At 32.4% G+C, this 13,104-nt stretch carries 12 protein-coding genes and 1 tRNA gene; 7 read left to right on the top strand and 6 right to left on the bottom strand.

The annotated features are described in order from the left end of the window. Positions 1 to 7 precede the first annotated feature (7 nt). Positions 8 to 511 (bottom strand): peptidase, encoded by a 504-nt coding sequence (locus L1276_RS07585; protein WP_253786496.1) that lies wholly within the window; start codon positions 509 to 511, stop codon positions 8 to 10. A gap of 211 nt (positions 512 to 722) precedes the next feature. Here L1276_RS07585 and L1276_RS07580 point away from each other — a divergent pair, with 211 nt between their 5' ends. Both L1276_RS07580 and L1276_RS07575 read left to right on the top strand, forming a co-directional pair. Then, positions 723 to 902 carry a twin-arginine translocase TatA/TatE family subunit gene (locus L1276_RS07580; RefSeq protein ID WP_042564899.1) on the top strand — a complete coding sequence of 60 codons (180 nt, stop codon included), beginning with the start codon at positions 723 to 725 and terminating at the stop codon, positions 900 to 902. 115 nt (positions 903 to 1,017) lie between these two features. Then, positions 1,018 to 2,415 (top strand): glycosyl hydrolase family 8, encoded by a 1,398-nt coding sequence (locus L1276_RS07575; protein ID WP_253786495.1) that lies wholly within the window; start codon positions 1,018 to 1,020, stop codon positions 2,413 to 2,415. A gap of 94 nt (positions 2,416 to 2,509) precedes the next feature. Here the strand turns inward: L1276_RS07575 and L1276_RS07570 are convergent, their stop codons facing one another. Further along, positions 2,510 to 4,633 carry a Tex family protein gene (locus tag L1276_RS07570; protein WP_253786494.1) on the bottom strand — a complete coding sequence of 708 codons (2,124 nt, stop codon included), beginning with the start codon at positions 4,631 to 4,633 and terminating at the stop codon, positions 2,510 to 2,512. 115 nt (positions 4,634 to 4,748) lie between these two features. Between L1276_RS07570 and L1276_RS07565 the strand changes: the two genes are divergently transcribed. After that, positions 4,749 to 5,018, top strand: a complete 270-nt coding sequence (locus tag L1276_RS07565) for a DUF1294 domain-containing protein (protein WP_253786493.1) — start codon at positions 4,749 to 4,751, stop codon at positions 5,016 to 5,018. Between the two features lie 156 nt (positions 5,019 to 5,174). Here the strand turns inward: L1276_RS07565 and rpiB are convergent, their stop codons facing one another. Beyond that, a complete protein-coding gene (gene rpiB, locus L1276_RS07560; protein WP_095952846.1) occupies positions 5,175 to 5,606 on the bottom strand; it encodes a ribose 5-phosphate isomerase B in 432 nt (143 codons plus the stop codon). A gap of 929 nt (positions 5,607 to 6,535) precedes the next feature. Here rpiB and L1276_RS07555 point away from each other — a divergent pair. Next, positions 6,536 to 8,017 (top strand): T9SS type A sorting domain-containing protein, encoded by a 1,482-nt coding sequence (locus L1276_RS07555; protein ID WP_253786492.1) that lies wholly within the window; start codon positions 6,536 to 6,538, stop codon positions 8,015 to 8,017. 54 nt (positions 8,018 to 8,071) lie between these two features. On the opposite strand, the gene L1276_RS07550 is transcribed toward L1276_RS07555, so the two are convergent. Continuing rightward, complete coding sequence (locus L1276_RS07550; protein WP_253786491.1) at positions 8,072 to 8,305, bottom strand: putative signal transducing protein; 234 nt, start codon at positions 8,303 to 8,305, stop codon at positions 8,072 to 8,074. 110 nt (positions 8,306 to 8,415) lie between these two features. Between L1276_RS07550 and rnr the strand changes: the two genes are divergently transcribed. From rnr to L1276_RS07535, 3 genes are read left to right on the top strand one after another with little or no spacing between them, the layout of a single operon-like run. Next, complete coding sequence (gene rnr / locus L1276_RS07545; RefSeq protein WP_253786490.1) at positions 8,416 to 10,596, top strand: ribonuclease R; 2,181 nt, start codon at positions 8,416 to 8,418, stop codon at positions 10,594 to 10,596. 23 nt (positions 10,597 to 10,619) lie between these two features. After that, complete coding sequence (locus tag L1276_RS07540; RefSeq protein ID WP_253786489.1) at positions 10,620 to 11,288, top strand: head GIN domain-containing protein; 669 nt, start codon at positions 10,620 to 10,622, stop codon at positions 11,286 to 11,288. A 14-nt stretch (positions 11,289 to 11,302) separates the two neighbouring features. Further along, positions 11,303 to 11,983: a LysE family translocator gene (locus tag L1276_RS07535; RefSeq protein ID WP_253786488.1), complete on the top strand. Its 681-nt coding sequence runs from the start codon at positions 11,303 to 11,305 to the stop codon at positions 11,981 to 11,983. A 595-nt stretch (positions 11,984 to 12,578) separates the two neighbouring features. On the opposite strand, the gene L1276_RS07530 is transcribed toward L1276_RS07535, so the two are convergent. Together L1276_RS07530 and folB are read right to left on the bottom strand one after the other, a co-directional pair. Next, positions 12,579 to 12,649, bottom strand: a tRNA-Cys gene (locus L1276_RS07530). A gap of 94 nt (positions 12,650 to 12,743) precedes the next feature. After that, entirely contained in the window at positions 12,744 to 13,103 is a 360-nt protein-coding gene (gene folB / locus L1276_RS07525; protein WP_253786487.1) for a dihydroneopterin aldolase, read from the bottom strand. Position 13,104 lies beyond the last annotated feature (1 nt).

Genomic DNA, 13,104 nt, shown 5'->3' with positions numbered 1-13,104 from the left:
TGTGGTATTATTTTTTGTCACCTTTATTTTTCTTTACCTTACTTTCACCAGATTCTTTCTCTATTTTGGCAACTTCTTCTCTAAGTTTAATTTCCTCTTCAGTAACTTTCATATTCACATCAGAAGGAACATCGGTTTCAGCCATAATAGAATCTTTATTGAATTTGGCATAATCTAATTCGCCTTTCAAAACTTTCTGAACTCCTTTAATATAGACTTCGTTTTTTCTTAAAGCGGTTTCTAATGAATCAGACTTTATAGCCAGTTCTGTTGCATTTCTTTTTAATTCTGATGAAGAATAACCTGGAATAAATTCACGCAGCGGTGTAAAGGCAATAATGAAAGTAGTTACTAAAATTAGAAAAATCCCTCCTAAAGTAAAGGTTACAAAAACGTTCATTAAGGTAAGCCTGAATGAAAAAATTTCTTCAAAAGTGTCTTCATTCAAAATTATCAATCGGTTTTTTATGAATAATTTCTTTCGTAGGTTTCTTTTCTTTTTCTTAGCCATTTTCTTTATTTATACGAGCAAATATAGTAATTAATCGTATTGCTGATGCCTGAGAAAAAAGAGCAAAATCATTAAATTAATGATTTTATAAAATATTTAACGCATTAATATACGAATATTTTAATCCAAAAACCATTGTTGTTCGTATATTCTATATACCTTTGCGGTGAAAACAAAAAATAAATTTGCTTCGGCATTAAATATAATAGTCATGGGAAGATTAGGTCTTACAGAAATCCTTGTTATCGTAGGTATTGTGATATTACTTTTTGGAGGTAAAAAAATTCCAGAATTAATGAAAGGTTTAGGAAGTGGAATTAAGGAATTTAAAAACGCTGCTAAAGACGATCAACCTGCTCCTGCTAAAAAACAAGAGGAAGAAACGAAATAGTAACCTTCAACTTATTAATGAGTCCCAGACTACAATTTATAAAATTGTAGTCTGGGATTTTTTTTATATCTAAAAAATCTTACTTTTAGAGTCCCTAAATTAATTAACAATAATTATGAAAAACCTACTTCTGATTACTGTTGCTTTTTTGTGCCTCAAAAGTAATGCACAAAAGCAGCCGTTTCCAGCCAATGTTGTGTTCAACAACGGCTTAATGCCTACTGCTAAAAATAGCCAGGACGCTAAAACCAATTATGATACATGGAAAATCAATTTTGTAGAAGCCTGTTATAATGAGCGTTATCGTGTAAAATTTGATAATCGTTCTGAAACGGTTTCGGAAGGAATTGGATATGGAATGCTGCTAAGCGTTTATATGGCCGACAAAACTCTTTTTGATGGTCTTTGGCTATATTACAAAGACAATTTAAATGTAAATAAAGTAATGAACTGGAAAATTAACGGCTGTTCTGGAACCAGTGGCTACAATGGAGCAACAGATGCTGAACTCGATGCTGCTTTTGCGCTTATTGTTGCCGATTATCAATGGTCTAGTGCTGGAACTATTAATTATAAAAATGACGCCACAGCTCTAATTTCTGCCATCAAAAATCATGAAGTTGAAGCAAATAGTTATGTTTTAAAACCCGGAGATCAATTCGGCGGAAGCCAAATTACAAATCCGTCCTACTTCTCGCCTGCTTATTATAGAGCTTTTGGAACTTTTACAAATGATACCGCTTTTTGGAATCAGGTTGCCGCGAAATCCTATACAGTTATCAATAATAATCTAACGAAAAATAATGCGGTTGGCGGATTGGTTTCGGATTGGTGTGAAGCTTCCGGAGCATATTCATCTCAAGCCGGAGGTTATGCTAATGCTGGAAAAATGTATACTTACGATGCTGCAAGAACTCCCTGGAGAATCGCTGTAGATTATTTATGGTACGGAAATGCTGATGCTAAAGCTTACGCAAAAAAATCATCGGATTTTGTTCGCATCAACCTTGGCGGATCTTTAAACATTAAAGACGGTTATAACCAAAACGGAAACGCAAGCGGGCAATGGCATAATGCTACTTTTGTTGGTGCGTTTGCCTGTGCTGCAATGGCCGGCGAAAACCAAAAACATTTAAATGACTCTTATGCAGATTTAAAATCCTTAGACGATCCAAATAATTATTTTCATCAAACATTAAAAACATTATACTCCTTTTTACTAACAGGTAATTTTTATTTACCGCTAAACGCCACTCTTTCTAATGATACTTTTGATATTGAAAAATCTACAGTTACGCTTTACCCAAATCCGAGTGCTGATCGAATCACAGTTAACGCACCTCAGCAATCAACTATTTCAGTAATTTCGCCTTCGGGAAGTGTTATTTATCAACAAAAAACAATATCTGAAAATACCGAAATAAATCTGTCCAGTCAGGCTTCTGGAATTTATTTCGTAAAAATAGCCAATGATGATTTTAAAAGCATAACTAAAAAAGTGATTTTGAAATAACAATATATTAGAAACGCCCAAATTACAAATTGTAATTTGGGCGTTTTTTTATCTAACGATTCCAATAATTTTGGATTTTTTTTATTGATTTTTTCTAAAGCACCATCGTTAACTGAATTCTCTTTCTATCTTCATCAACTTCAGTAACTTTAACATCAACATGTTGATGTAATTTTACTACTTCGTTTACATCGCTTACAAAGCCGGCTTTCAATTGAGAAATATGAACCAATCCGCTTTCTTTGATTCCGATATCAACAAAACAACCAAAGTTGGTAATGTTATTCACAATTCCTGGTAAAATCATTCCTGTTTTTACATCTTTGATCGATTTTACATTGGCATCAAACTCAAAAACCTTAGCCGACTTTCTTGGATCCAATCCAGGCTTTTCAAGCTCTTTTATGATGTCTTTCAGCGTCAGTAAACCAATTTCAGGTGTTACGTATTTTTCAGGCTTAATAAGCGCTGTTTTTTCTTTGTTTGCAATTAAGTCATTTAATGAAAGATTCAAATCCTTCGCCATCTTTTCAACAACCGGATAAGCCTCCGGATGCACCGCCGAATTATCCAGCGGATTTTTAGCATTTGTAATTCTAATGAACGCTGCTCCCTGCTGATACGCTTTATCACCTAAACGAGGTACTTTTTTAAGCTGTTTCCTGTCTTCAAAAGGTCCGTTTTCAGAACGGTATTGAACAATGTTTTCAGCCAGCTTCTCTCCTATTCCACTCACATAACTTAGCAAATGTTTACTTGCCGTGTTAATATTAATTCCAACTGAGTTTACGCAGCGAATTACGGTGCTATCCAATTCTTCTTTTAATTTGGTTTGGTCAACATCGTGTTGATATTGTCCAACTCCAATTGCTTTTGGGTCAATTTTTACCAATTCTGCCAACGGATCTGAAAGTCGTCGTCCAATTGAAACCGAACCACGAACCGTTACATCATAATTTGGAAATTCTTCTCTCGCAATTTTTGATGCCGAATAAACCGACGCTCCGGCTTCAGAAACGATAAAAACCTGCACCGGTTTGTCAAACGCGATTTTTTTTATGAAAAATTCAGTTTCTCTTGAAGCCGTTCCGTTACCAATAGAAATCGCATCGATTTGATACGCATTTACCATCGAACGGATTTTTTTAATCGCCATTGATTCCTCATTTTGAGGCGCGTGCGGATAAATCGTTTCGTTGTATAATAAATCACCTTTTTCGTCCAGACACACTACTTTACAACCGCTTCTAAATCCCGGATCGATTGCCAGAATTCTTTTTTCTCCTAAAGGCGGAGCCAATAATAACTGTCCTAAATTGTTTGCAAAAACCTGAATAGAATTAGCATCGGCTTTTGCTTTTGCTTCCTGCAAAGTTTCGTTTCCAATTGCCGGATTCAATAAACGTTTATAACTATCTTCAATTGCTAACTGTAAATGAGCTGTTGTATTATTTTGTTTTTTAATGATAATTTCGTCAATAACATCATAAGCATCATCGATATCAACATCAATTTTCATTTTGATAAAACCTTCATTTTCTGCACGAAGCATTGCTAATAAACGGTGTGCCGGCGCTTTTGTCAACGGTTCTTCCCAATCAAAATACTGATTGAATTTTTGTGCTCCTTCTTCTTCGGCCTTCTTTTTTACAACTTTGGTTCCAATAGTCGCTTTTCGCTGATATAATCTTCGAAGCTGTTTACGAACATAAATATTTTCGTTGATCCATTCCGCAACAATATCTCGCGCGCCTTGCATGGCAGCTTCTTCATTAATAACATTTTCATTGATGTATTGTGTTGAAATAAAATCAACATCTACATCACTTTCTGACATAATCAATTTTGCCAAAGGTTCTAAACCGAATTCACGTGCAACATCTGCTTTTGTTTTTTTCTTCTTTTTGTATGGAAGATAAAAATCTTCTATTTCCTGCAAGTCAAAACTCTGCTCAATTTTTTGTTTCAATTCTGGCGTAAGTGCTTTTTGTTCTTCAATAGATTTTAGAACTGCTTCTTTACGCTTTACAAGTGTATCATAATCCTTTTGCAATTTTGCAATCTGTTCAATTACAACTTCGTCAAGATTTCCGGTTGTGTCTTTTCGGTAACGTGAAATAAACGGAATCGTACAATCTTCTTCTAATAATTTTACGGTGTTTTGAATACTAACTGCAGGTGCCTGAACAAACTTGGCAATGAATTGAATATTAGTCATACTTTAATGAAATAAATTCTTAATTATAAATTGATATAATTTACTTGTTAAAATTAATTTGGAAATTACTCAATGATTCGGCTAAAATAATATCTTTGTTTTGAATATTATGCCAATGGAAATTTTTTTACTTTATTTTTTATTTATAAATATCATCGTTTTTATTCTTGCCGGTTATGATAAACACCTAGCTCGAAAAAATAAACGAAGAATTCCCGAAAATACATTGTTTTTTCTTGAAGCAATAGGAGGAACGCCCGGTTTATTAACAGCAATGCTTTTTTACAGACATAAAACGAGTAAAACTTCATTTATTGTCAAATTCTCTATGATTTTTTTGATTCAGGCTGTTTTAGTTTACTTCTATTTAACTACCAAAAGATAGATATTAACAATGTTAATAACCTAAATTTTCACAGATTTAAGTAAACTTAATTAACTGTTATACAATATTTTAAATAAAAAACCGGATGAATTTTTAAAATCCGCCCGGTGCATTTATTCTTTTGTTGGTGCAAAGCACCCGTTTTTTTTTGAGGTTTTACGAACAAGCAATTTTATTTACTCTGTTCTGATGTCTTCCGCCTTCAAAAGCTGTTGTTAAAAAAGTTTCAACAATTTCAACTGCCTGAGGAATAGAAGTAAAACGTGCCGGAATACTCACAATATTAGCATCGTTGTGTAAACGGGTTAAATAAGCAATTTCTTTAGTCCAGCATAAACCAGCTCTAACTTTAGGATGTTTATTAACAGTCATTGCAATTCCATTTCCGCTGCCGCATATAACGACTCCAAAATCAGCTTTTCCTTCAGATACATCATTTGCAACCGGATGCCCAAAATCAGGATAATCAACAGAAGCATCAGTATCTGTACCATAATTCGTTACTTCATAACCTTTTGCTTCAAGCATTGCAACAATTGCTTTTTTATATTCTGGTCCTGCGTGGTCGTTTCCTATCGAAATTTTCATTTTTCTATACTATTAAGTTGTGTAATACAAATTTACTCAATTAATAAATGTTTGCTACGAATTACACCAATTTTCACAAATTATTTTCTTTATAAACAAATCAAAACAATACAATATAGATTCTTATACATTTGCATAACTGATTCTGAAAAGACTTGATTTTACAAGTATCTTACTGTCAAAATCTTATAGGTTATTAACAATTTTGATAACTCCATAAGTATCTCATAATCAATAAATAATAATCAGAATATTTGTTAAAATTTTGAAGTGTTAATAGGAGTTCGTAATTCGTTGATATTCAGTTAACTTTAAATTAACAGAAAATGTTAATAAGTTCGGATAGAAAATTAGAAGTTTTTTTTGGTTGTGTCGAAAAAAAACCTAATCCAAAACTGGAATTAAAAATCCTAATAAAGTTTCAGGAATTTTTGGAAAAGTTATCAATATCAAAAATGCCATTTTCAACAAATATCAACATATGAACTTATCTACAAAATGAATTCATTTTTGGTTGTCAACCGTTGTTAATTAAAATACAAAAAGTCTTAAAAATTAATCTTTTAGCTCAATATAACTATGTTGATAACTCAATATAACTAAGAGAAACTTCATTTCAATACTTTTAAAAATAAATTTATTCGACATATTAACACACTATAATAACCAACAAATTTTTTTAAATTTTTAAAAATCTTTTTTGTTGTATTTAATATATGTTGAAAACTAAAAAAGTTTAAAAAGAAAAAAAATTAATTTGAAATGAATTTTAATCTGATTTGAATTTTTATTTCAGACGATTTTGAAAAGATTGTTTAGATTGTCCAGAATTTCTTGAACTTGTTCTAATTCGTTTGAATGAACTTTTAAATGGATGCATTTACTTGTTAATATGTTTATATATTTACCTGAAATTTATAAATCAATTTATGAAAAAAACTTTACTTATTCTTTTATTTCCTTTAATGAGCATTGGACAAACTCAAATAGGAACTGATATCAATGGAGAAGCCGCTAATAATTATAGTGGTTCCAGTCTTAGTTTATCCTCAGATGGTAGTGTGGTTGCTATTGGTGCTTCTGTTGATGCTGGAAATGGAACTAATTCAGGTCAAGTGAGTATATATAAAAATGTATCTGGTGTTTGGACTAAACAAGGACAAAGTATCAACGGAGAAGATTTTTATGATAATAGTGGTTCTAGTGTTAGTTTATCTTCAGATGGCAGTGTCGTAGCGATTGGTGCTCGCTACAATGATGGTAATGGAAAGGATTCAGGTCACGTTCGAGTATATAAAAATATATCTGGAGTTTGGATACAGCAAGGAGCTGATATTGATGGAGAAGCTTTTGAAGATTATAGTGGATGGAGTGTTAGTTTATCATCAGATGGGAGTATAGTAGCTATTGGAGCTCCAGGAAATGAGGGAAGTGAGGGATATACATTCTATAAAGGCCATGTTCGAGTATATAAAAATGTATCTGGCGTTTGGACTAAAATTGGAGCAGATATCGATGGAGAAGCCGCTTTTGACCAAAGTGGTGATAAGGTTTGTTTATCCTCAGATGGCAGTGTGGTAGCGATTGGTGCTATTTATAATAATGGAAATGGAACCCAATCCGGTCACGTTCGAGTTTATAAAAATGTATCTAATGTTTGGACTAAAATTGGAGCAGATATCGATGGAAAAGCCGCTTATGATCGAATTGGTTCTAGTATAAGTTTATCTTCAGATGGGAATGTGGTGGCGATTGGTATGCCTTTCAATGAGTTAATTGGATCTTCTTCATCTGCAGGTCAAGTGCGAGTATATAAAAATGTATCTAATGTTTGGACGCAACAAGGAGCTGATATCAACGGAGAAGCGCTTCATGATACTAGTGGTTCTAGTGTAAGTTTATCTTCAGATGGCAGTGTGGTAGCAATTGGTGCTACTGGAAATGCTGGAAATGGACCCTCTTCAGGTCACGTTCGAATATATAAAAATGTATCTGACGTTTGGATTCAGCTAGGAGTTGACATTGATGGAGAAGCTGCAAATGATAAAAGTGGATCAAGCGTTAGTTTATCTTCAAATGGAAGTATTGTTGCTATTGGTGCTCCTCTTAATGCGGAAAATGGACGCAGTTCAGGCCAAGTTCGAGTTTATGATTTATCGGCTGTTTTAAGTTCTGATAGTTTTGTAATGGATCATTTTTCAATCTATCCTAATCCAGCATCAGAAGTTGTAAACATCAATTTAAAAGAAGATTTAAAATTAGAAAAAGTAAATATTTATAATACTTTAGGACAATTAGTTAAGACAGAAAATAAAAATATTATTAGTGTAAATTCTTTATCAAATGGAATTTATTTTTTAGAAATAATTACAGACAAAGGAAAAGCCAATAGAAAAATAATAGTAAACTAGAAAAATTTAATTTGTTTAAAATTGGCTATCATTAACTGGTAGCCTTTTTTGTATCTATACAATTTTTAAAGGATTGTTGAGATTGTCCAAAATTTCCTGAACTTGTTCGAAATCGTTTGGATGAACTTTGAGTTTGATTCCGCCCAGTGCAGTTGTGTAAAAAGGAACGACTGAAAGAGTCATTTCGTTTTCGAAAAAATATGGAATTCCTTCTTGCTCCAGTAAGTGTTTGAGAACCACTGTTTCGTGCTGATAATTGAATACGGCGATCGTCTTAAAGCTTTCCATATGAGGTGTTTTTGTAAATGTACGAAAAGTTATATTTTTAATAATTCTATTTGTTAAAAAGTATTATCTGATTTCTTATTTGTAATTTTAAACCTTATAAGAAAAGATATATGAGTAAGAAAATAAGAAAGCCGATAAAAAAAGAGAAAGATTTCTCTGGAAAAATAATAAAGATTTTATCGCAAAATGCTAATAAACCATTCAATTATAAACAAATAGGAGCAAAGCTTGAACTTGATGATACCAATAGTAGAAATCAGATTATAAAAGAATTGAAAATTCTAGCTTCGCAAAAGAAAATTATAGAGTCTGAACCTGGAAAATATTTAGTTAAAGCTGAAAGCCAGGAATATTACGAAGGAACAATAGATATGACGAGCAGAAAAACGGCCTATTTTATTTGTCCAGATTTTGCAGAAGATGTTTTTATTCCGACTAATAATTTGAATCGTGCCTTAGACAAAGACAAAGTAAAAGTTTACGTTTATAACAGAAGAAAAGGAAAAAGACCTGAAGGTGAAGTAATTGAAGTTTTAGAAAGAGATAAAACAGAGTTTGTTGGTGTAATTGATATGCAGCCAAATTTTGCTTTTGTTTCTACTGCAAATCCTAAAATGTACACTGATATTTTTATTCCAAAGGATAAAATAGGTGAAGCAGAAAACGGTGACGTTGTTTTGGTTAAGATTGAAGACTGGCCAAAAAGAGCTGATAGTCCGTTTGGATCTGTAATTAAAGTCTTAGGAAAACCTGGAGAACACAATACAGAAATTCATGCCATTTTAGCTGAATATGGTTTGCCAGCAGATTTTCCAATAGAAGTAGAGGTTTATGCACAAAAAATAGACACTTCAATTCAGGAATCTGAAATTGCAAAACGTCGTGATATGCGTGATACGCTTACGTTTACGATTGATCCAAAAGATGCAAAAGATTTTGATGATGCCTTGTCTTTCAAAAAGTTAGAAAATGGAAACTTCGAAATTGGAATTCATATTGCCGATGTTTCGTACTATCTGGAAGAAGGAACAATCCTGGATGATGAAGCTTATCAACGTGCAACTTCAGTTTATTTAGTGGATAGAGTAGTGCCAATGCTTCCTGAAGTATTGTCTAATTTTGCTTGTTCACTTCGTCCAAATGAAGAAAAATATACTTTCTCTGCCGTATTTGAAGTTTCTCCAACTTCGCAAGTTATTAACCAATGGTTTGGAAGAACAGTAATTTATTCGGATCAGCGTTTTGCATATGAAGAAGCGCAATATATCATTGAAACAAAAGACAATACGATTCCTGTAGATATTTCTATTACTGGAGAATCTTATGTAGTTTCAGATGAAATTGTTGAAGCGACTTTAAAATTAGATGAATTAGCTAAGATTTTAAGAAAGAAAAGAATGCAGAATGGTGCTATTTCTTTTGATAAAGTAGAAGTGAAATTTAATCTTGATGAAGCAGGAGAACCAGAAGGCGTTTACTTCAAAGTATCAAAAGATGCCAATCATTTGATTGAAGAATTTATGCTTTTGGCGAATAGAAAAGTAGCTGAATATATTGGAAAACAGAAGAAAACATTTGTTTACCGTATTCACGACGAACCAAACGAAGACAAATTGATTGCGATGCAAACCGTAATTGCAAAGTTTGGTTATAAAATTGATTTCCGTAACAAAGGCGATATTTCTAAGTCTTTGAATGCATTGATGGAAGAAGTAAATGGTAAAAAAGAGCAGAACTTAATTGATAATCTTGCGATTAGAAGTATGAGTAAAGCCAAATATTCGACAGATAATATTGGACATTATGGTTTAGCTTTTGATTATTACAGCCATTTTACATCGCCAATTCGTCGTTATCCAGACGTAATGGTACACCGTTTGTTACAGTATTATCTGGATGGCGGAGCTTCTGTAGACGAAGAAACATATGAAACAAAAAGTTTACATTGTTCTAATATGGAAAGTTTAGCTACTAATGCTGAACGAGATAGTATTAAATACATGCAGGTTAAATATATGCAGGATCATCAGGACGAAGAATTTCTTGGTGTTATTTCTGGTGTTACAGAATGGGGAATTTATGTTGAAATCGTTTCTAATAAATGCGAAGGAATGGTAAGAATCAGAGAAATAAAAGATGATTATTATACTTTCGATGAAAAACAATATGCCTTGGTTGGAGCTACTTCAAACAGCATTTTGCAATTAGGAGACGAAATTTATGTGAAAGTAAAAAATGCTGATTTGGTTAAAAAACAATTGGATTTTCATTTTTTACGAAGAGCAGAATAAGTATTAATTAAAAAAATAGAAGTATGAAAAAGCTAATAATTGGAGCAGCAATTTTATTTGTACAAATGTCTTTTGGTCAGGTTACCAAAGAGTTAGGAGATTTTGATACCGTAAAAGTTTACGATAAATTAAGTGTAAAACTAGTTCAATCTTCAGAAAATAAGGTTGTTATAAAAGGCGCAAGAGAAACTGAATTGGAAGCTGTTAATAAAAATGGAATATTAAAGTTAAGAATGCCTTTTCCAAAATTGCTGTCAGGAAATGATCTTGAAGTAACTTTGTATTATAAACATATTGAATTGATTGATGCTAATGAAGGTGCAGAAGTAATAAGTAAAGAAGCTATAAAAGCAACTTCATTTAAAGTAAGTGCACAGGAAGGTGCTAAAATTAATGTAGATTTGGATGTTGATAAGTTAAAAGTGAGTTCAGTTTCTGGTGGAGAAATCACTGCAACTGGTAAAGCAGATAACCTTGATGCAAGTTTAGGAGCCGGCGGATATTTCCTTGGAAGTAAATTAACCACTTCTCAGACGAAAGTAAGCGTTTCTGCGGGCGGAAAAGCCGATGTTAATGCTTCGACCCTTGTCGATGCAAAAGTAAGCGCAGGAGGCTCTATTTACATTTATGGTAAACCAAAGCAAATAAATCAAAAAACAGTATTTGGAGGTAAAATCGAAGAAGTAAAATAACAACTAGTATTTTGATGATAAATGATATTCTGGCTGGACTGCCATGGGGACTTTTTCTAAGCTTTATGGTAGGTCCGGTATTTTTTATACTATTAGAAACCAGCATTACAAAAGGATTCAGAGCAGCAATTGTTTTTGATTTTGGTGTAGTTTTAGGTGATATATTTTTTATAGCAATTGCTTATTTAGGTAGTTACAGATTAATTTCAAGTTTAAAAGATAAACCTGCACTGTTTATTTTTGGCGGAATAATTATGCTGGCTTATGGTATAATCTCTTTTATAAGATTAAAAAATGAAGAAAAAATCGATGATGAAGAAATCGACCGTGATATTATAAAAAGAAATTACGGAAGTTTATTCATAAAAGGCTTTTTACTCAACGTTATCAACATTGGTGTTTTAGGTTTTTGGTTAGCCGTAATCATTTCGGTTGGACCAAAATTAGAAATGCAAAACTCCAGAATGATTACTTTTTTTACTTCGGTAATCATAACTTATTTGCTAGTTGACTGTCTTAAAATAGTATTAGCCAAACAATTAAAATCAAAAATGACACCCACTAATATTCTTAAGATTAAAAAAGGAATTAGTATTGTTTTAATGGTTTTCGGATTAGTGTTGATAACTCAGGGCTGGTTTCCAAAAGAGAAAGAAATGGTTAAAAATGCTTTTGAAAGAATAGAAAAAAAGTAGTTGTTGATAACTCACAATTATAAAATTAAACCTCTGAATTTCAGAGGTTTTTTTGTGTTTATAAGTTACAGTTTGCCATTCTGAGGAAAGAAGAATCACACTAGAAATTCCGTAAAGAAAATCGCCAATCTTTGTCGAGTTACGAGTGTGATTCTTCGTTCCTCAGAATGACAAGATTGCGGAAAAATTAAACATAAAAAAAAGAGACACATTTCTGTATCTCTTTTAGAGGCATCGTCTGGATTTGAACATAAATTTTTATCTAATTTTTTCTAAAAATTAAACATAAAAAAAAACTTCAAATTGCTTTGAAGGTTTTTGAGGCATTGCCTGGATTCGAACCGATATATTTAATTAATTTTTTCTAAAAATTAGACATAAAAAAAACCTCTAAATTGCTTTAGAGGTTTTAGAGGCATCGTCCGGATTCGAACCGATATATTTAATTAATTTTTTCAAAAAATTAAACATAAAAAAACCTCCAAGTTTCCTTGAAGGTTTTGAGGCATTGTCTGGATTCGAACCGATATATTTTAATTAATTTTTTCTAAAAATTAGACATAAAAAAACCTCTAAATTGCTTTAGAGGTTTTAGAGGCATCGTCCGGATTCGAACCGGAGTAGGAGCTTTTGCAGAGCCCAGCCTAGCCGCTCGGCCACGACGCCATTGCTTGAACGGATGGCAAAAGTAACTAAAATCTTTAAATTTCAAAAGTTTCGAATGAACTATTTTAAAATTTTAAGTTTTTAAATAGAAAAATTACTTTCTGATTTCCGTCATTTTTATGGTAACTGATTCAACATCACCGCCAATAGGAGGATTTATTTTAGAAACCCAAACTGTTGTTTTTTCTACCATTTCTATCTCTGCAAGTACGCGATTATTGATTCTTTTAGCCACATGTTCTAATAAATGCGAACGAATTGCCATTTCTTCAGCAACAATTTTGTTCAAATGAACATAGTCAACAGTATCTAAAAGATGATCTGTTTCTGCCGATTTCTGAAGATTTGTTTTAATTTTTAGATCGACAGTGTAATCAGATCCTATTTTTCCTTCTTCAATTAAACATCCGTGGTAAGAAAAAGTACGAATGTTTTTTAGTTTAATAACTCCCATT

The organism is Flavobacterium sp. HSC-32F16, assembly GCF_024171645.1.
Classification (GTDB): Bacteria; Bacteroidota; Bacteroidia; order Flavobacteriales; family Flavobacteriaceae; genus Flavobacterium.
The sequence above is the reverse complement of the archived record's forward strand: the minus strand, read 5'-3'. Positions and strand labels throughout refer to the sequence as shown.